The following is an 18,474-nucleotide window of genomic DNA, read 5'->3' on the forward strand; positions in this document are numbered from 1 at the left end:
AAGGAGGGAGTCATATTATGTGGAAGCAGGAAGAGGGGGAAGGGGGAGAGGGAGAACGAGAGCGGGAACGCTGGGTGGAGGACAGGCGCAGCCAGCCTAAGAGCGGCCCGACACTTCCGGATGAGGTCGCCTTCGTCGGAAAGGACGTTGAGTTCAAGGGGATCATCACCTATTCCGGCACGGTACGCATTGATGGCGCGCTTGATGGCGAAATCCATACGGACGGCGGATTGCTTGTGGGGCCGGAGGCGGTGATCAAGGCCAAGGTCACGGCTGGGACCGTGGTGTGCCACGGAACCATCACGGGTGATATCCAAGCGACGAACCAGATCGTGCTCCGTGCTCCCGCTGTTGTGCAAGGCAGCTTGACGACTCCGGTCCTTTCGATGGAGGAAGGCGTTGTCTTCAATGGCACATTGGAAATGAAGGCGCAGGTCAAGGCGGAAATGTCAAAGGATATGGGATCAAACGTCGTCAGCATCACGAGCCGACCACCGGTTCAGCGACTCGCGGCGTGATCGAGCGAACAACGGGTCTCCTGGCGCAACACGTCGGATAGCGCCAGGGACCCAGATTCAAAAACTCAACTCGCCTTCTTGACCTCTTCTTTTGGTCGCTCGGCAATCCCCATGTTGATGACGGATGGGTCTCCTCTTCCGTATGAACATGAATGATGAGCCCGATTCATTCGTATCACCAGCCATGAAATTGCTCCATCGATAGACGGCCTGCGATCGTTCCGCTAGAATCCGGTCCATGTCAGAGCCCACCGTGTCGGCCGGCGTTCCAGCCAAACCTCAGGATGAGAATCGTTCGGTCGTCAAAGCGGCCGGGGTGATCGGCGTCGCCACGTTTTCCAGCCGCATCCTCGGCTTCATCCGCGACATGGTCCTGGCGCGGTTGTTCGGCGCGACGCCGGCGGCCGACGCCTTTTTCATCGCGTTCCGCATTCCCAGCCTTCTTCGCGAGCTGTTTGCCGAAGGCTCGATGTCGTCGGCCTTCATCCCTGTATATACGGAGTACCGGACGACACGGAGTAAACAGGAGGCCTGGGAATTGGCTAGTGCGGTATTCACGACGCTCCTGACCGTCGTCACACTGGTCACGATGGTCGGGATTGTGGCCGCTCCCTGGCTTGTCCAGCTGCTCGCGCCGGGGTTTCAGGACAATCCCGACAGACTCGCGCTCACGACGCTGCTCGCCCGTGTCATGTTTCCCTATCTGCTGTTCATCAGCTTGGCGGCGTTGGCGATGGGAATTTTGAACTCGGTGCGAGCCTTCGCGGCGCCGGCCTTCTCGCCGCTTTTCCTCAATGTCTTCATCATCGTCGGGGCCGTTTGGCTGGCGCCGCATTTGGAAGAACCGATTATCGGGGTGGCGATCGGCGTAGTGGCGGGAGGTGCGGCTCAGTTCGCCATGCAGCTTCCCAGCCTGAAACTGCGAGGATTGCTGTTCGGCTTTCGATTCGAGCCGGGCCATCCGGGCCTGCGACGGATCGGCACGCTGATGGTGCCCACGCTGCTCGGCCTTTCCGTGACGCAGATCAATCTGACCGTGAGTACGGTGTTGGCGTCGTTCTTCGCCGGTGGACCGACTTATCTGTTTTACGGCATGCGGCTGATCCAATTTCCACTGGGCATCTTCGGTGTCGCATTGGCGACGGCCATTCTACCGACGTTATCCTCACAAGCGGCGCGAGGCGCGTTGGATGAACTGCGCACCACGCTCGGGTTCGGCCTGCGCATGATTCTCTTCATCATCGTGCCGGCGATGGTGGGCTTGATTCTGCTGCGCGTTCCAATCGTGCATCTTTTCTTTGAGCATGGCACGTTCACCGCCCACGATACGGCGGAGACTGCGTTGGCCGTCCTCTGCTACGCGGTCGGCTTGTGGGCATTCGGAGGGGTGCGCATCATCGTCGCGGCATTCTATTCGCTGCAGGATACCAAGACGCCGGCCATCTCGGCAGCGGTCGCGCTGGGAGCGAATGTCCTCTTCTCGCTGGCATTGATGTCTTTTCTGGGCGCGGCAGGGTTGGCGCTCGCTACGGCATTGGCGGCTATGGTCAATGGAGTCATTCTGGTGGCCGTGTTAAACCGGAGGCTCGGCGGAGTTGACTGGGCAGCGGTGGGACGGTCTTCTCTGCGGGTACTGGCGGCATGTATTCCCCTGGTCATTGCCTGCTGGTGGGTGGCCGGCGCACAGGTATGGACGCATCCTGCCGAATGGGTCATGAAATCCGTGATGCTTTTTGCCGCCATCGGGTTGAGCGTCGGTGGATATCTCGGCGTCCATGCGTTGTTCCGGTCTGAGGAACTCGGAGTAGTGTGGGGGATGGTTCGCAGGAAGCTTGGACGAGCGATGGGATAATAAGGAGCGATTCATGTCGCGTGCGATGATCTTTCGTTCATCATGGGGTTGGATGGGCATCGCGGAATCCCAGAAAGGGATTCAAGCGATTGTGTTGCCGAAACGCTCAAAGCGGGCTGTCGAGTCCGATCTCAGAGCACAGTCCGACGGGCCGTTGCAGCAAGAAGCATCGACACGACTGGAAGCAGCGCGTCGGCAGTTGCTCCAGTATCTGGAGGGGAAACGGGATACCTTTGATGTGCCGCTCGATCTGTCGCAGGGGACATCGTTCCAACGACAAGTCTGGCGGGCATTACAGCGGGTGCCGTACGGGAAGCTCCGATCGTATCAATGGATCGCGGCGCGCGTAGGGGGACGGCACTATGCCCGTGCGGTCGGCAATGCGGTCGGTGCGAATCCGTTGCCGATTGTTATCCCCTGTCACCGGATTGTCGCCCACGATGCCTCGCTGGGCGGCTTCTCGGGAGGACTCTCCATGAAACGCAAATTGCTGTCTCTCGAAGGGACATTGACGCAATTGCAGGGAGGATGACCTCACGCCATGAGAGCGGTCATTCAGCGCGTCACGCATGCGTCGGTGGAGGTCGAAGGGAACATCGTCGGCCGGATCCAAAACGGCTTGATGGTGTTGTTGGGAGTGGCGAAAGGCGATGACGAGTCGGACACGGGGTATCTGGTCGACAAAATCCGGAGCCTGCGCATTTTCGCCGATGAGCAGGGAAAGATGAATCGATCGCTGTCGGACGTGGGTGGCGCTGTCTTGTTGGTCTCCCAGTTCACCTTGCTGGGCCGAACCTCGAACGGCCGCCGGCCCAGTTTCGACGAGGCCGCGCCTTCTGAACAGACCAAGCAGCTCTACGAACGAGTCGCGGCCGGCTTGCGAACATCCGGCACACCAGTTGAAACAGGGGTCTTTGCGGCGCATATGCAGGTGGCGTTGGTCAACGACGGCCCCGTGACCTTCGTTGTCGACAGTAGAGAGCGGAACTCATTCTCACTCAAGGTCTGACGGTAGAGTTCCGATAGAATCGACAAGAGTGGAGATCGGTTTCCAGTCGCGATCTGGTATACTGAGCTCAAGCCTCATCGGCCTTCGCAGGAGGTGGAGATGGGCACTCAAGTTCCTCCACGACACCCGCTTCGGCAACTCTTTGGCGCGTTAACCGAGAAGAGCTTTACGGAACACCTCGGCTGGCCCGACCCCAAGGTCACCTCGTACGTTTCCAACCTGCTGGTCGATTTCACCCATACGGATCAGCTCTATAAGATCAGAAATCGGCAGAATCAGCCGATCGATACGGTCGTTGATCTCCTCTTTGAATCGGAAGTGATGCTGGAGGCACAATCCCTGGATCGTGAGGGAGACGTCCACCGCCATATCGGTGATTTCACCCTGTTCATGGCCGGTTTATTTCCCGAATATCTTCGACGGCTTAAATCGGCCGGCCGCATTTATCACAAGGATTTCCTCGTGGACTATGTGAAGACCGGCAAACGGTCCTACGGGATCGTGGCCCAGATCGGCCAGGATGATGCGGAAACCAGCTTGCCTTTGTTTCAAAAATTATCCGAGAACTTTGAACTCTGCGTAACGGGTCTGGGCTTTGTGCGGTCCGATCTGGACCGCATGCAGAATCCTGCCTATCGGAAGACCCGAGATCTGCTCTTGAATTGAAATCTGTCCGCCCCATCATCCTCGCGCACGGAGGCGCCGGCCCTCGTGCGATGACCTCACCACAGACTGCTTGCCTGCGTGCCGCGTTGCAGGTCGGTTACCATGTGCTGGATCGCGGTGGTTCGGCGCTCGTGGCTGTCGAGCAGACCATTCGCGTTCTCGAGCGTAGCGGGCTCTTCAATGCGGGAAAGGGATCGCGCCTACAGCTGGACGGTGTGCGGCGGATGGACGCCTCTCTCATGGAAGGGGATCATCTGCGCGCAGGAGCGGTCGCCTCTGTGGAAGGAGTGGTCCATCCGATCACTGCCGCCCGCCTTGTGATGGAAGAAACGGATCATGTACTACTTGTGGGCCCATCGGCGACGAAGTTTGCCGAGCATTTCAAGCTTGAGCGCCACCGGCTTCGGACGACGCCCCGCCGTCTCTCCTATGGGGCGATGCTGAAGCTGAAGAAATCCGCACGGAATCAGCATGGAACGGTCGGCGCGGTCGCACTCGATCGAACGGGGACGGTTGCTGCCGGTGCGTCGACCGGCGGAATTGATCTCATGTTGCCCGGACGAGTGGGGGATACACCCATTATCGGCTGCGGGGTGTATGCTGATAATGAAGCCGGCGCTGTGTCGATGACGGGACTGGGCGAGGGCATCATTCGCCTGGCCGTTGCCAAAGAGATTTGCACCCGTTTAGGTTACGGGAAGACTCCGGCGCTGGCTGCACGCCTGGTCTTGGACAGATTGGTGGCTCGGATCAATGGCTCTGCGGGATGTTTGGTCCTGAAGCCGAATGGACAGTTCGCCATCATGCATGTGACACCGTATATGGCGGCAGGATGGTGGGATGGTAAACGAGTACCGACCGTGAGGGATACATTTCGATGAGCAATAGCGTGTTTCATCTCGCCTTTCCGATCCACGACGTGGACGCCACGCAGCGGTTCTATGTGGACGGCCTCGGCTGTACTGTGGGGCGTCGATCGAAACAAGCCCTAACTCTGGGGTTGGCCGGCCATCAGCTCGTGGGACATCTGGTACGAGATGAACTGCCGGTTCAGAAAGGAATCTACCCCCATCATTTCGGACTGGTGTTGCTTTCATTGGAAGAGTGGCAGGCACTGGCCGATCGGGCCAAGGCGAAAGGCCTTACGTTCTACCAGCAACCGCGCGTGCGATTCCCCGGGACGCGCATCGAGCACCGCACGTTCTTTCTAGAAGACCCGTCTCACAACCTGCTCGAATTCAAACACTACACCTACGAATCGGCCATCTTCGGCGAACAAGATCATGACCAGGTGGGTGACGAGAGGGAAATCTAGCTGAGCCCTTTACTGGGCGCGTTTGTGAGAGGAAACGGCGACCTGATCCATCCAGCGAAGGATGCGTTGGTGCCGGCGCGTCAGAGCATTGGTTTTTCTGATGGGGTCATATCGTTGTGGACTGGGAAGAATGGCCGCCAACCAGGCTGCTTCGTCGGCGGTGAGGTCCGAAGCCGATTTTGCAAAATGATGATGAGCGGCGGCCTCGGCCCCGTACACGCCACGCCCCCACTCCGCCACATTCAAGTACAGTTCAAGGATACGCGCCTTCGTCAACCGGTGTTCCAGAGATCGAGTGATCAACGCCTCGCGAGCCTTGCGAAACAGCGAACGTTCAGACGACAGGTAGAGATTTTTTGCAAGTTGCTGGGTAATGGTGCTCCCACCCCGTTTCATCTCTCCTGCTTCCAGGTTATACAGCGCGGCATCGCGAATGCCGTCCCAGTCAAACCCTTCATGGTCGAAGAATGCGGCGTCTTCCGCTGCGATCACGGCACGTTGTAGCTCTGGCGAAATTCGGCTCAGCGGCACCCAGGTCCATTCCCGCCGGCCGGTGCGCCCCTGTTGTGTTGCGCTTGCCAGACGACGTTCCATGAGGGCCGTCGAGATCGGATTGGTTCGCACCAGCAGTTCTACATCGGGAAAGGTTACGAGCCAGCTCAATGCCAAGAGGCCCAAAGGAACGCCCGCCAGTAACGTGGTCCATAGGAGAACGCGTGCCACGGTTCGACGGCCGGTTGACTTGGGTGGGGGAGGATCGTATGTGTAGTGACGCAGAAAGACAGGACTGCGCCTTAGTTTCCGTCTTGAGTCCATTACCTAGCCCAGCGGCATGAAAATCTTCGCGGCTGAGTTTATCAAAAGTTGCGTATCCCCAGAACAATTTCCTTCCGGGGATCTCCATGAAGTTGCCTTTGTGGGGCGTTCCAATGTGGGAAAATCGTCGCTCATCAATTCGTTGCTCAATCGTCGGGACATGGCCAAAGTCAGCCGGACGCCGGGAAAAACGAGAGCCGTCAACGTGTTTCTGATTTCGACCTCTGATCCCGACATGTCGCGATTCTATCTCGTTGACTTACCCGGTTATGGGTTTGCCAGAGTGTCGAAGTCCGTCCGAACCCAATGGGGCCCGTTGATTGAAGACTATCTCATCGGTCGAACCTCCCTGCTGGAGGTCGTCTTGTTGGTGGACAGCAGGGTCGTGACCGACCAGGATCGCCAGACCATCGCATGGCTCCGGTCCATCCAGCGGAATCCGCTCGTCGTTGCGACCAAGGTCGACAAACTGAGACCCAGCGAACGGGTGCGTACCCTGAGGCAAGCGCATCGGTTCCTAGGTCTGGACGAGGGAGAAACGTTGATTCCTTATTCGTCGGTAACCGGGGACGGACGGGATCGAGTGTGGGGAGCGATACGTGACGCAGCCGGAAGACTTCGCGCTGATGCCACTTGACCTATCCTCAAGGAATCGAGCTGACCGGCTGCGGCTGAGGGTTGTCGGCAGCTTGGTCAAACTTGATCTCGATGTAGGCTTTATTCTTTAAATCTACCAGCCAGGATTGGTACATGTCATCGCTCTTCTTCTGGTAGACCAACGTCTGAATTTCACGCCATACATCCTCGTACTGACGAAACTGTTTCGGCTTCTTGTCATCCAGACGGATGATTTGGATTCCCTCCGGGCTCTCAATAATGTCGGAGATCCCCCCCGGCACCAAGTGGGCGATCGCCTGTTCAATCACCGGTAAGAGCTCCCCGTGCCGGACCAATCCGAGCCGTCCGCCTTGCAGGGCATTGCCGCCGTCGGAATACTGCATGGCGACATCTTCAAATTTCTCGCCGCGCTTCAGCTCATCCATGGCGCGCCGGGCCTTGGTCAGGGCGTCCGCCAGTCCGTCGGCGGAACGTGGCTTAATGATGATCTGGCTCAGATGGTATTCCTGGGGATGGGCGAATCGCTCGCGATGTTCCTGGTAGTACCGCTTAATCTCCGAGTCTCCGACCATAATGTTGCCGCGAATGTGTTGGTCTACTACTTTCATGAGGATCAGCTGATCACGAACGTCCCGAACGTTCATCGGATTGGCGGTGTCGAGAGAGCCGCTTTGTTGCTTCACCTGCGCAAGGGCCTGCTTGACTTCGAGATCGGACACCTCGACCTTTTTGGCCTTGGCTTCTTGCAGTTGCAGTCTCCGCTCGATCAGCTTCGTCAATGCCATGTATTCCGCTGTCTTCAATCGCTGGGCGAGATCGTTTCCACGGTGCTCGCGGGAGAGACGCTCCTTCTCCGTTCCGAACTCTCGTTTGACATCCGACAACATGATCAATTCGGAATTCACGATGGCCACGATGCGATCCTGCAAATGAGCGGCTGAAAAGGCTGCGGGCCAGGTCGACACCGCCAACAAGGCCAACGGCAATTTGAATCGGATCAGCCAATCTGAACGGAGCGAGACGCGTTTCATGATCTTTTCACCCGGTAGTGCGTGTGCCGACAATTCTACATGAAAAAGATAGGTCTGTGGAATCGGGTCAGGCTAGCGTTTTCCGGTGTCCTCGGTGATATAGCGGGAAGCCTCGGCGAAGCGAACAGCGGCGTTGGTCCGGATATCGGCTATGACTTCATCGAACCGTTTGCGGCGCTTATCGGCCAGTAACTCTTGCCGAAGCCGTTCCTGCGTCGCCAGGTCGGCTTGGATAATTGTCTCGTCAAGAGGGCTCAGCATAACCAAATAATACCCGTTCTCAGACTTAATGGGCGCACTGACCATCCCCAGTTTGAGCGTATGGATGACGGAATCAACTTCGGAAGGCACCAGCCCTTTTCGGTACGGCCCGAGGTCGCCCCCTTTTGCTTTTGTCTTCTCGTCGATCGAGTACCGTTGCGCGAACTTCGCAAAGTTTCCACCGCGATTGACCTGCGCCTCGAGGTCCCTGGCTGCATACACATTGGGCAGCAGCATCAGCGAGACGTTGGCTTTTAAAGGATCCAACAGCTCGCTTGCATGGCTCTCGTAGTAGGAGGCGAGTTCCCCCTGCGTGAGCTCGACCTTGGATTGGAGTTTGTCCTTCAATAGCTCGTCGAGGATCAACTGCTCTTTATATCTCTGGGTTTTGTCCCGTATGGCATCGTTCTGATCAAGCCCACGGCGGCGGGCTTCCTGCATCAGCAGCTCTCGGGTGATGAGTTCATCCAGAAATCTTCGCTTGCCGCCTTCCTTTTCGTAGCGGGAACGCGTGGCCTGGGAAAGTTCGCCCCAGCGAAGATCAAATTCGGTTTGAGTGATGGCCCGCCCATTGACCAGGGCGACAACCGGCTCTTCTTGCCGCTCTGCGCAGCCCGACAATACCGCACCCCACCCGGCCAATAGGCCGACAAGAAGTAAAGACAGGCGATATGTGCTGCCGAGGATGGGGAACCGGAAAAGCATCATATGTTGTGGCACATGCGGGTCTCGGTCATGAGGCAGTCGCATCCTTTTGGAGGGACTTGGTATCACAGAGATCGAGGCTTTGCAAGGTTGCGTTGAGTTCCGAGAAGAGTGACGGCCAGTCGTCATGGGTCATCTGGATTTCAAAGGAGAGGGGGGTTAGGAACCGCAGCCGCTTTTTAAGCTGGTCCATCAAGCGGTGGACTGCGCCCTCCGGGATTGCGGCTTTCGGTTGGAACACGATCTTTGCCGACCGTCCATGCACCTCAATGGTGGCCATGCGAAGACGTTTGGCATGAGTCCGGAGTTGCATCACTTCGAGAAGTCGTTCGACCGGTTCCGGAAGAGGGCCGTACCGGTCCTGAATTTCTCCATGCAACAGGGCCAGCTCGCCGAGTTGGCCACACGCTGTCAGCCGTTTATAGAGGGACAGACGGTGATGCGGATCGGCCACATACAGTTCAGGAATAAAGGCTGAAACCGGCAGCTGGAGGGTCGGGTCCGGCTCTTCCTCGACAGCCTGGCCCTTCAACCGCTGGACGGCTTGTTCTACCATTTGCATGTAAAGATCCAAGCCGATGGCGGCGATATGGCCGGATTGCTGTTTCCCCAGGAGATTGCCGGCTCCTCGAATCTCAAGGTCTGCCGCGGCGATTCGGAATCCCGATCCGAGTTCCGTGAACTGCTGAATCGCGATCAATCGTTTCTGAGCATCGCCCGTGAGCGTTCCTTCGTCGGGGATGAGGAAGTACGCATAGGCCTGCTCTCCGCCGCGCCCCACTCGTCCCCGCAGCTGGTATAGCTGCGCGAGGCCGAAGAGGTCGGCCCGATGGACGATGATGGTGTTCGCGTTCGGGACATCGAGCCCGGACTGGATGATGGCCGAGGCGATCAAGACGTCAGCCTCACGCTTGACGAATTTCAGCATGACGGCCTCCAACGGCCTGCCATCCATCTGGCCGTGCGCCATGACCATCCGGGCTTCGGGAACCAACTGGTGCAGCCACGCTCCGATCCGCTCCATGGTTTCAACCCGGTTGTGGACAAAATAGACTTGTCCCCCTCGTCCGAGCTCGCGCACGATCGCGTCTCGTACGGCCTTGTCGCTGAGTCGGATCACTTCCGTTTTGATCGCCAACCGTCCGGCGGGCGGGGTATCGATAATCGAGAGATCCCGAACACTCGACATGGCCATTTGAAGGGTGCGCGGAATGGGTGTGGCGGTCAACGTCAGCACATCAACCTGGGTGCGCAGTTGCTTCAGTCTTTCCTTATGCTTGACGCCGAACCACTGTTCCTCGTCAATGATGACCAAGCCGAGTTGCCGGAACGCCACGTCCTTCTGAAGAAGCCGGTGCGTCCCGATCACGACGTCAATGGTTCCGGCCGAGACTTCTTTGAGAATAGCTTTGGTTTCCTTGGGCGACTGAAACCGAGAAAGCAGTGCCACCCGCATGGGAAACGGTCCGAATCGTTCGGCGAAGTTCTCGTAGTGTTGGTGAGCCAGGAGGGTGGTCGGCACCAACACGGCCACTTGTCGGTCATGCTCCACGGCTTTGAAGGCGGCGCGCATGGCCACTTCCGTCTTCCCGTATCCGACGTCCCCGCAGACCAGGCGGTCCATCGGCTTTGTCGATTCCATGTCCCGACCGATGTCCTCGATGGCTTTCAGCTGATCCGATGTTTCTTCGTACTCAAAGGCCGCTTCGAATTCGTGATAGAGGGTCGTCGTCGAGCCGTACGCATTCCGTTTCACCAATTCGCGGTTTGCGTAGAGATCGATCAGTTCTTGAGCCATCTCTTCGATGTCCTTCTTCACCCGAGCGGTGGTTTTGGCCCAACTGGTTCCGCCAAGGCGATCCAGTCGAGGGACATGGCTTTCGGCCCCGCTGTAGCGTTGGATCTGATTCAAACGATCGAGCGGGACATAGAGCGTATCTCCGCCGAAAAACTCCAGAATCAGGAAGTCGCTCTCGAAATCCTGCACCAACAGGCGTTTCAGTCCGCGATACTTGGCGATCCCGTGCTGCACGTGCACGACGTAATCGCTCACGTTGAGGTCTTCTAAGGAAGAGAGGAAGGTTGCCGTTCGGCTCTTTGGCTGTGGTTTATGTCGAGCTCCCTTCGCGAACAGTTCCTCTTCGGTCAACAGCGCAAGCCGAAGATCTCCGGAGAGAAACCCGGTCGAGAGATCGCCGTGCAACACATAAAATGGGAATTTTCCGGTAACCGGACTTGACCAGATCGACGGTTTCCATGGATCAGCCGGCAAATCGTGCTCTCGGAAAAGCGCCAGCAATCGGTCGACCTGCCCGCGGCTCCGCGCCACCACCACGACACGATGCTCATTCCGCAGGCCTTCCAACAGACGAAGAGTTTGACTGAATGCGGCCCCCCGGACTCCGAGGCCTATGCTGCCGGGCAGTTGAGAGGAAAATGAAAAGGTCGGATTCCACGTTGGGTCCGGCGCCGTCAACGGTTCGAGCGCCAACATCGGCCACCCCGCAATCCGTTGTTGGATATCGTGCCAGGTCAGAAACAGTCGCTCAGGTGAAGGATAGGGGGACGACACGTCACGATCGACATGGCGAAGATATCCATCGTCGATCTTTTCCCACGCCATCTCACATGTCTTTTTCAACATAGCCGGCTGATCGAGGGCGATAAAAGGGAACTCGGTGAGATAGTCAAATAATGTGTCCATGGAGTCGTACACGTCGGGGCTTCGCCACTCCGCGTCCGCCTGAATCGGCGCGATCGTATCCGTAGCGTCTGTGGGACGAATGAATTCCCGCGCCGGCAAGACCCAGGCGTCGTTCAATTTTGTGATGGAGGTCTGGGTTGACGGGTCGAACAAACGAATGGATTCAACCTGATCGCCAAGAAATTCAACCCGGATGGGATTGGCATACGCGGTCGAAAAGATATCAACGATGCCACCCCGGATGCTGAACTCTCCTGGAATTTCCACAACGGACACGCGTCGGTATCCCAGGCGAAGCAGATTGGTGGTGAGCAATTCCCGCTCCACGCTCGCCGCCTTCTCGAAGCGAAAAATCGCCTGCTCGAATATCGAGCGAGGGAGCAAACGGTGCATCGCGGCGGCGACGGAGGTGACGAGGAGGGTGGGCGGGGTAACCAGCAGCCGATGCAGCGTCGTCATCCGGCGGGCGATCAACCCGACGTGCGGCGCTGTTGCTTCATAGGGGAGCGTTTCCCATTCCGGGAACCAGGCCAGACCGTTAATCGGACGGCCCATGAGTTCGTGGAAGAAGCACAGGTCATTGAAGATCCGTTCGGCAGATTCGTCGGTTGCCGTGAGAATGACCCATGGTCGGGGATGGCCGGACGCATCTTTGCGAGGAGATCCAAGCAGCGTCAGAGCACAGGCCGCCGTTGATCCGTGTGTTCCAATCAGACAGGGACGAGCGCCGTCTTGGCCGAGTGCCGAATGAAGCGGAGCAAGCCAGGATGAGGAGTGGAGATTGTGCTCAGACACGCATCACTTCGTGGTTGACCGGATGCGTTGAAGGAGTCCGGTTGTGGAAAGGCCGGAAACCATGGGAATGGTCTTGACCACGCCTCCGCGCGCCTCGACGATCTCTCGGCCGACGATATGGTCAATCGCCCAATCCCCGCCCTTCACGAGGACGTCCGGTTGGACGGCTGTGATGAGCTGGAGTGGGTCAGGCTCATCGAAGATCACGACAAAATCCACGCAGCCCAAGGCCGCCACCACTTCAGCCCGTTGTGCCTGTGGCACGATCGGTCGATCGGGCGCCTTGTCCAACTTGCGGACAGACGCGTCACTGTTCACCGCGACGACCAGGAGATCGCCCAACGCCTTGGCTGCCTGCAGATAGCGCGTATGGCCGATATGCATGAGGTCGAAACAGCCGTTCGTGAAGACGACCCGTTTCCCCTTTGCTCGCTCAGCGGAAAGTTCGGACAGGAGTTGATCTCGCGGCAAAACCTTTGCGACCATAGCCCCATCATACCGTGCCGTCAGTCACAGGGAAAGAGCGACAAACTTACCCATTCCCCTGCCGGGCCGTGCTTTTTTTCTTCTCAGCGCTCTGTAAGTCCATGAAATTTCATCCTCAAGTCGTCACATAATGGACCGATACAGCACATAACGGACTCAAGGCCTGGTGTCGTCATGGGCCTGGGCCGATAGGTGCGCCCGGAGCGTGAATGATGATGGAGGAGGGGGTGAGCGTTTTCTGGATCATTGCGGCGGCCAATGTGTTGGTCGTTGCTCCCTTGATTTTCTTGCTCATACAGACTTCTCGTCGCGCACGGGCAGGCTGGCTGCGCGCGGAAGCGGAAAGAATTCGCTTTCAGGAGAATGAACACAGGCTTCGGAGTGTCTTGGAAGCCGAACCGCAAGGGATTTTGGTGCTCGGGCTTGATTGCCGGGTGCTTCAGGTCAACCCGGCCGGGCGTGTCTTGTTCGATGCGGGCTTTACAGAAGAGATCGTCGGCAAAGACCTCCGAGACTGTATCCACGCGAATGATTGTCTGCGGATCGAAGAAATGCTGAAGGCGGCTCGAGAAGGCCGGGAAACCTGTGGAAAGGGTAGACTCATCGGGCTGTCGGGGCAATCCCGCTGGATCGAAATCACATCCGTCCCGCTTCCGGCCGAAGACGGCACCGTGCAATCGGTTCTGAGCGTGCTCCGGGATGTGACAGAGGAAAAGCGTAGCGATCGCCGTCAAGCCCTCCAGCATGCCGTGGCGAAAGTCCTTGCAGAAGCCTCTACGGTCGAGCAAGCGATTCCGGAGCTTCTACGGGCGATTGCAGTCAGCTCGGACTGGCACGCCGGGCTATTTTGGCGAGTTCAAGAAGACCGGCGGTTTCTTCGTTGTGCACAGGCCTGGTCCGGCCATGAAGCCGCCTTACAGGATTTTGTCAGGCTGCGGAAGCAGGAAACGTACATGTCCGGGGCTGGTCTGCCTGGGCGTAGCTGGGCCCGCGGTGAGCCCTTGTGGGTGGAGGACATTGAAAGGGATCCTGGAGCCGCGCCTGGATCTCTTGAAACCACTCGCATGTTGCACGCGGCTTGTGTGTTTCCCGTTTGGCTGAGAGCCAACGTCTACGGCGTCATGGAGTTCTTCGGCCAAGAAGCGCAGTCACAGGATTGGGATCTCCTGAAAACATTGGGGACGATCGGAAGCCAGATCGGTCTTTTCATTGAGCGGGCCGAAGTGGAAGCGGCGCTCCATGAGAATGAAACCCGCACACGGCTGATCATCGACACAGCGCTCGATGCCGTGATCACGATGGATCATGCCGGTCGAATCACGGAATGGAATGCCCAGGCAGAACAAATATTTGGGTGGTCTGCGTTTGAGGTTCTGGGACGCGATTTCGGCGACACCATCGTTGCGCCGTCCCATCGTCTGAGTTACCAGGAGTATGTTCGGCGTCTCCTTGAGCCTAGGGACATATCCATCGCAAACATGTTGATCGAGATGACCACCCTTCGACGTGACGGCCGTGAATTCCCCGCTGAAATTGCCATGACGCCTTTGCCGGTCGAGGGCTCCGTCATCTTCAGCTCATTTATTCGAGATATCACGAGCCGGAAGGAAGCCGAGCAAGCGCTGAAAGATTACGCCCAGCAGTTGGAGCACATCAATCAGCAGCTGGATGCCGCCTTGAGGCAAGCCAAAGCCGCCACCGAAGCGAAATCGTCTTTTTTGGCGACGATGAGTCACGAGATCCGCACCCCGATGAACGGGGTCATTGGGATGACGGGTCTCCTGCTCGATACGAAATTGACCGATGAACAGAGAGAATATGCTGAAACAGCTCGAACCTGCGGTGACCATCTGCTGACGATCATCAACGACATCCTGGATTTTTCCAAGATTGAAGCGGGAAAACTGGATTTGGAAGTGATTGAGTTCGATCTTCGCCTCGCCATCGACGAATCGTTGGACCTCGTCGCAGAACGAGCGTCATCCAAGGGTCTCAATTTGGCCTGTCTCTTTCACGCCGATGTGCCGCGCAATTTACTCGGTGACCTCGGGCGCTTACGGCAGGTCGTGATGAATTTGATGGCGAATGCGATCAAATTCACCGACAGCGGCGATGTCATCGTGGAAGTGACGGTTGAGGCTCAATCGATGGAGGATTCGACCATTCGTGTTGCAGTTACGGACACAGGCATCGGGATTTCCGACGAAGCCCGCGAAAGGCTCTTTCGGTCGTTCAGTCAAGCCGATGGGTCCACCACGAGGAGATACGGCGGGACCGGTCTCGGCCTGGCGATTTGCAAACGACTTGTTGAGATGATGGGTGGAACGATTGGCGCGACCAGCCGGGTTGGAGAAGGGAGTTGCTTCTGGTTTACGGTGAACCTGCGCAAACAGGCTGAGGGCTTCCACAGAGCTGACCCGCCCAATGCCGTGTTGGAGGGTCTCCGTGTCTTGATTGTGGACGACAAGGCCATCAATCGAAAGATTCTTGAGCTGATGACCAAATCATGGGGGATGGAGCCGACGCTTGCCCATAGCGGCCCCGAGGCATTGGATGTGTTGAGCCGTCGACACGGACGGTCACGGTTTGATCTCGCGTTGTTGGACGTGGATATGGGATCGATGGAGGGAATCGAACTGGTGCGTGCGATAAAGACCCGGCCTGAAGGAGCTGAGATCCGGCTTGTGTTGCTCACCTCGCTGGGCCGGCGGGGTGATGCCAAGATAGCCAGGGAAGCTGGGTTGGCAGCCTACTTGACAAAGCCGATCCGTGAGCGGCAATTGCACGATTGCCTTGCCGCAGTCATGACACAGATCTCGGCATACGTGCCGACAACGAACGAACCGCTCCCCCTGATCACTCGCCACACACTCGCAGAAACCAATGCCAAAGTGGATCTTCGCATTCTCTTGGCCGAGGATAACATTATCAACCAGAAAGTTGCCGTTCGTCTCTTCCAGCGGTTGGGCTATCGAATCGACGTAGTGGCCAATGGGCGCGAAGCCATCGAGGCGCTCTCTCATGTTCACTATGACGTGGTCTTCATGGATTGCCAAATGCCGGAAATGGATGGTTTCGAAGCCACGAGGGAGATCAGGCAGCGTGAAGCGTCCAAAACTGTTTCGAGTTCCGGATTACGGGTTGCGGGTCCAAGGCAGGAGCATTCCCGTCTCCAACCAGAAACCGGTAACCAGAAACTCGAACCTTCCCATCACGTGCCGATCATTGCCATGACGGCGAATGCGATGCAGGGTGATCGCGAACGGTGTCTGGCGGCAGGAATGGATGACTATCTCTCAAAGCCCATTTCTGTCGACGCGTTGGCCGGGGCCCTGGACCGCGCGAATCGGGAGCGTTTACGCTCCCAGTCCTCCAAGAACCAAGAAGCCGCGTAATCCGTCTCCCTCTATCACGCTTTGGTCGATCACGCTAATTTCAGCGTCAGTTGCTCCGGCGCATCGACGAGCCTGCCCGGTCGGGCGGATGGGTGCATGATGTCTGATACGCGAGCGAGGTAGGGGAGAAGCCGATTCTCGATCGATCTGGTTGGTGACATGAGCTCTTCCAAAGAGCCTCGACAGGCACCGCAGTGGTGATGCTTGGGCTGGATGGATTTTCGTTGCCGTCGATAGACCCGCCCGCAGTCTTTGCAGCGCCAGGCAAATCTCGAGAGCGCAAGGACTTCCTTCTCCAAGGAGTGATGGGTCGTGACGGCCACTTCGCCGGACCGGTTGATCTCCGTCATTTTTCGCAAGAATTCCAGTCCATGATCGGGCCGCCGTTTCAGCACATCGAACTGCCATTGATGGATCATCTCATGGACGAGGGTGTTCAGGAGTTCCTGTTCCGCATACGGTGTCCGTTCGGCGAGCCGCTCGAACAAAGGGAGCGACAGGCGAATCTCTCGACGGCTGCGGTTGCCGACGGGATATCCTGCTTTCGGCCCTCCACGGCTGGCGAACATGCCGACTGAGGAGGTGAGGCGCCGGCTCCAGCACATCGCAATCGGCGGCAATGAACCGGCAAAGTACCGTGCGTTCAGGCGCTGCCAATGAGCCTGCAGCTCTTCGGAAGACAAGAGGATTGAAGCAGTCGTGGCCGCCATGGCCGGTCTCATCCCAATTGCTCCAGCACCGCCGCGGCCAGCAACGGCAGCATGATTTCGTGGTGACCGGTCAGAGAATAGCCCTGGCCGCCCTTCTGCGTGGGGCGTCGCACGACATTCGTCTGCGGACGGTAATGAGAGAGGAAATCCATATTCACCGTGGTGATGTTCGCGATCGGATGGCCGAGATTTCGCCCCAACGACAGTGCTTTTAGAAACACCTCGGGAAGTATCACGGCCGATCCGATATTCAGGTAGACGCCGCCTTCCATCCCCGCAACAACGGCGGTCAAGCGCCTGAAGTCGAGAAGAGACGTGGCTCCGATGGCTGCTCCGTCCGCGGAGGGATGCATGTGGATGATATCGGTTCCGACTGCCACGTGCACCGTCACCGGTATACCGAGCTGGGCGCCGGTGGCTAAGATACTGACGGCTCGATTCGGAAACTGATTGCTAGAATGATTCAGATAGCGCCCGATGGCTTCACCCATCCCGTGGCCGTCCTTCGCCCCACGCGTGATCGCCTCATTCAGGATCCGTCCTGTCTCCTCCGCCATGCCGAACCGACCATCGTCGATCTCGGCATCGACTTCTTCAGACGTGTGACCCATCAGAGCCAATTCGAAGTCGTGAATAATCCCTGCCCCGTTCATCGCCACTGCGGTGACGATGCCTCGCTCCATCAAATCCGTGATGACCGGGGACAGCCCAACCTTGATCACATGGGCGCCGATCCCGACGATCACGGGACGGTGATTCCGATGCGCCTTCACGACGGCGTTCGCGACGGCCCGCAACGTCTTGACCGCTAAGATGTCCGGGAGGCGCGAATAGAATGTCGCGAACGATCCTCCGCGTTTCCACGGTGTGGCGAAGTCCGAAAGCCGTACCTTGCTGTGCCGTTTCTTCAACGGATAGGTCTTGAGATCCGACGCATTGATCGGAGGGATCAAGGCGGGAGGACGAGTCGGGGAAGTCCGATCAGGACGCTTTCCCAAGGAGATGATCCTCTACCAGTTCGCACAAGACATGGCCGAGTGTGATGTGGCTTTCTTGAATTCGGGAGGTGACCGTGGATGGCACGACAAAGGGATAGTCGACGAGGCCGGCCAGTTGGCTGCCTGTCGCTCCGGTCCACGCCACCGTGGTCAAACCACATTCGCGGGCGGCGGCGATCCCCTTCAGCACGTTCGGAGAATTCCCGCTGGTGCTGATGCCGATCGCGATGTCGCCTGGTCGGCCATGCGCCCGCACCTGGCGGGCAAACAGTTCTTCATAGCCGTAGTCGTTCGCGATGCAGGTAATGGCGGCAATGTCCGTCGCCAGCGCGATCGCAGGCAGCGGTACCCGGTCGCGTTTGTACCGTCCGACAAATTCCGCCGCGATATGGGCGGCGTCCGTTGAACTCCCTCCGTTACCGAAGAGCAGAACCTTGTTGCCGTTCCGGAAGGCCTGCGCGATGAGCGTGGCGACCTCCACGATTCGGTCGGCATATTCGCGCGCAAACTGCTGCTTGACGTTCGCACTGTCGGCAAAGGCCGTCAAAACAAGTGTTTGCATGGTCGGATTCTAGGGAAGGGAGTCTGGACTGTC

Annotated in this window: 17 protein-coding genes; 9 read left to right on the forward strand and 8 right to left on the reverse strand. The window is 57.9% G+C overall.

Translation table 11 applies throughout. From position 1 onward, the window contains the following. Positions 1-17: 17 nt before the first annotated feature. The 7 genes from H8K03_14040 to H8K03_14070 all read left to right on the forward strand — a co-directional run bounded on the left by H8K03_14040 (position 18) and on the right by H8K03_14070 (position 5,360). Positions 18-518, forward strand: coding sequence for a polymer-forming cytoskeletal protein (locus H8K03_14040; GenBank protein UVT18927.1), 501 nt, complete (start codon positions 18-20; stop codon positions 516-518). 238 nt (positions 519-756) lie between these two features. Beyond that, entirely contained in the window at positions 757-2,370 is a 1,614-nt protein-coding gene (gene murJ / locus H8K03_14045; GenBank protein UVT18928.1) for a murein biosynthesis integral membrane protein MurJ, read from the forward strand. A 13-nt stretch (positions 2,371-2,383) separates the two neighbouring features. Next, a complete protein-coding gene (locus H8K03_14050) occupies positions 2,384-2,902 on the forward strand; it encodes a methylated-DNA--[protein]-cysteine S-methyltransferase (GenBank protein ID UVT18929.1) in 519 nt (172 codons plus the stop codon). A gap of 9 nt (positions 2,903-2,911) precedes the next feature. After that, entirely contained in the window at positions 2,912-3,379 is a 468-nt protein-coding gene (locus H8K03_14055) for a D-tyrosyl-tRNA(Tyr) deacylase (protein UVT18930.1), read from the forward strand. 99 nt (positions 3,380-3,478) lie between these two features. Beyond that, positions 3,479-4,045 carry a hypothetical protein gene (locus tag H8K03_14060; protein ID UVT18931.1) on the forward strand — a complete coding sequence of 189 codons (567 nt, stop codon included), beginning with the start codon at positions 3,479-3,481 and terminating at the stop codon, positions 4,043-4,045. A 50-nt stretch (positions 4,046-4,095) separates the two neighbouring features. Beyond that, a complete protein-coding gene (locus H8K03_14065; GenBank protein ID UVT18932.1) occupies positions 4,096-4,926 on the forward strand; it encodes an isoaspartyl peptidase/L-asparaginase in 831 nt (276 codons plus the stop codon). Continuing rightward, positions 4,923-5,360 carry a VOC family protein gene (locus H8K03_14070; GenBank protein ID UVT18933.1) on the forward strand — a complete coding sequence of 146 codons (438 nt, stop codon included), beginning with the start codon at positions 4,923-4,925 and terminating at the stop codon, positions 5,358-5,360. Before H8K03_14065 ends, H8K03_14070 begins: the two co-directional genes overlap by 4 nt. Before the next feature lie 9 nt (positions 5,361-5,369). On the opposite strand, the gene mtgA is transcribed toward H8K03_14070, so the two are convergent. Continuing rightward, entirely contained in the window at positions 5,370-6,083 is a 714-nt protein-coding gene (gene mtgA, locus H8K03_14075; GenBank protein ID UVT18934.1) for a monofunctional biosynthetic peptidoglycan transglycosylase, read from the reverse strand. A gap of 109 nt (positions 6,084-6,192) precedes the next feature. Here mtgA and H8K03_14080 point away from each other — a divergent pair, with 109 nt between their 5' ends. Further along, a complete protein-coding gene (locus tag H8K03_14080; GenBank protein UVT18935.1) occupies positions 6,193-6,813 on the forward strand; it encodes a YihA family ribosome biogenesis GTP-binding protein in 621 nt (206 codons plus the stop codon). Between the two features lie 7 nt (positions 6,814-6,820). On the opposite strand, the gene H8K03_14085 is transcribed toward H8K03_14080, so the two are convergent. The 4 genes from H8K03_14085 to rfaE2 all read right to left on the reverse strand — a co-directional run bounded on the left by H8K03_14085 (position 6,821) and on the right by rfaE2 (position 12,776). Beyond that, positions 6,821-7,825 carry a peptidyl-prolyl cis-trans isomerase gene (locus H8K03_14085; GenBank protein UVT18936.1) on the reverse strand — a complete coding sequence of 335 codons (1,005 nt, stop codon included), beginning with the start codon at positions 7,823-7,825 and terminating at the stop codon, positions 6,821-6,823. A 72-nt stretch (positions 7,826-7,897) separates the two neighbouring features. Beyond that, positions 7,898-8,794, reverse strand: a complete 897-nt coding sequence (locus H8K03_14090; protein ID UVT18937.1) for a peptidylprolyl isomerase — start codon at positions 8,792-8,794, stop codon at positions 7,898-7,900. A gap of 25 nt (positions 8,795-8,819) precedes the next feature. After that, positions 8,820-12,290, reverse strand: a complete 3,471-nt coding sequence (gene mfd, locus H8K03_14095) for a transcription-repair coupling factor (GenBank protein ID UVT18938.1) — start codon at positions 12,288-12,290, stop codon at positions 8,820-8,822. Positions 12,291-12,293: 3 nt separating this feature from the next. Further along, positions 12,294-12,776, reverse strand: coding sequence for a D-glycero-beta-D-manno-heptose 1-phosphate adenylyltransferase (rfaE2, locus tag H8K03_14100; GenBank protein ID UVT18939.1), 483 nt, complete (start codon positions 12,774-12,776; stop codon positions 12,294-12,296). A gap of 227 nt (positions 12,777-13,003) precedes the next feature. Here rfaE2 and H8K03_14105 point away from each other — a divergent pair, with 227 nt between their 5' ends. Next, positions 13,004-16,171, forward strand: a complete 3,168-nt coding sequence (locus H8K03_14105; protein ID UVT18940.1) for a response regulator — start codon at positions 13,004-13,006, stop codon at positions 16,169-16,171. 29 nt (positions 16,172-16,200) lie between these two features. Here H8K03_14105 and H8K03_14110 read toward each other — a convergent pair whose 3' ends face one another. The 3 genes from H8K03_14110 to H8K03_14120 are packed head-to-tail and all read right to left on the reverse strand — an operon-like array spanning position 16,201 to position 18,441. Next, positions 16,201-16,881 (reverse strand): SprT-like domain-containing protein, encoded by a 681-nt coding sequence (locus H8K03_14110; protein UVT18941.1) that lies wholly within the window; start codon positions 16,879-16,881, stop codon positions 16,201-16,203. Positions 16,882-16,889: 8 nt separating this feature from the next. Then, the gene (locus H8K03_14115; GenBank protein ID UVT22487.1) at positions 16,890-17,834 is read right to left on the reverse strand and encodes a hypothetical protein; all 945 of its coding nucleotides are present in this window, start codon (positions 17,832-17,834) and stop codon (positions 16,890-16,892) included. A 28-nt stretch (positions 17,835-17,862) separates the two neighbouring features. Further along, entirely contained in the window at positions 17,863-18,441 is a 579-nt protein-coding gene (locus H8K03_14120) for a D-sedoheptulose 7-phosphate isomerase (protein ID UVT18942.1), read from the reverse strand. Between the last annotated feature and the right edge of the window lie 33 nt (positions 18,442-18,474).

Source organism: Nitrospira sp., assembly GCA_024760545.1.
Lineage (GTDB): Bacteria > Nitrospirota > Nitrospiria > Nitrospirales > Nitrospiraceae > Nitrospira_D.

What these genes read in the sequence shown, in the direction of transcription:
- H8K03_14065 (UVT18932.1), top strand. Translation starts at nt 4,096, where the DNA reads ATGACCTCACCACAGACTGCTTGCCTGCGTGCCGCGTTGCAGGTCGGT.
- H8K03_14040 (UVT18927.1), top strand. Translation starts at nt 18, where the DNA reads ATGTGGAAGCAGGAAGAGGGGGAAGGGGGAGAGGGAGAACGAGAGCGG.
- H8K03_14120 (UVT18942.1), bottom strand. Translation starts at nt 18,441, where the DNA reads ATGCAAACACTTGTTTTGACGGCCTTTGCCGACAGTGCGAACGTCAAG.
- H8K03_14060 (UVT18931.1), top strand. Translation starts at nt 3,479, where the DNA reads ATGGGCACTCAAGTTCCTCCACGACACCCGCTTCGGCAACTCTTTGGC.
- H8K03_14080 (UVT18935.1), top strand. Translation starts at nt 6,193, where the DNA reads ATGAAAATCTTCGCGGCTGAGTTTATCAAAAGTTGCGTATCCCCAGAA.
- rfaE2 (UVT18939.1), bottom strand. Translation starts at nt 12,776, where the DNA reads ATGGTCGCAAAGGTTTTGCCGCGAGATCAACTCCTGTCCGAACTTTCC.
- H8K03_14090 (UVT18937.1), bottom strand. Translation starts at nt 8,794, where the DNA reads ATGATGCTTTTCCGGTTCCCCATCCTCGGCAGCACATATCGCCTGTCT.
- H8K03_14085 (UVT18936.1), bottom strand. Translation starts at nt 7,825, where the DNA reads ATGAAACGCGTCTCGCTCCGTTCAGATTGGCTGATCCGATTCAAATTG.
- H8K03_14070 (UVT18933.1), top strand. Translation starts at nt 4,923, where the DNA reads ATGAGCAATAGCGTGTTTCATCTCGCCTTTCCGATCCACGACGTGGAC.
- H8K03_14110 (UVT18941.1), bottom strand. Translation starts at nt 16,881, where the DNA reads ATGGCGGCCACGACTGCTTCAATCCTCTTGTCTTCCGAAGAGCTGCAG.
- H8K03_14050 (UVT18929.1), top strand. Translation starts at nt 2,384, where the DNA reads ATGTCGCGTGCGATGATCTTTCGTTCATCATGGGGTTGGATGGGCATC.
- murJ (UVT18928.1), top strand. Translation starts at nt 757, where the DNA reads ATGTCAGAGCCCACCGTGTCGGCCGGCGTTCCAGCCAAACCTCAGGAT.
- H8K03_14055 (UVT18930.1), top strand. Translation starts at nt 2,912, where the DNA reads ATGAGAGCGGTCATTCAGCGCGTCACGCATGCGTCGGTGGAGGTCGAA.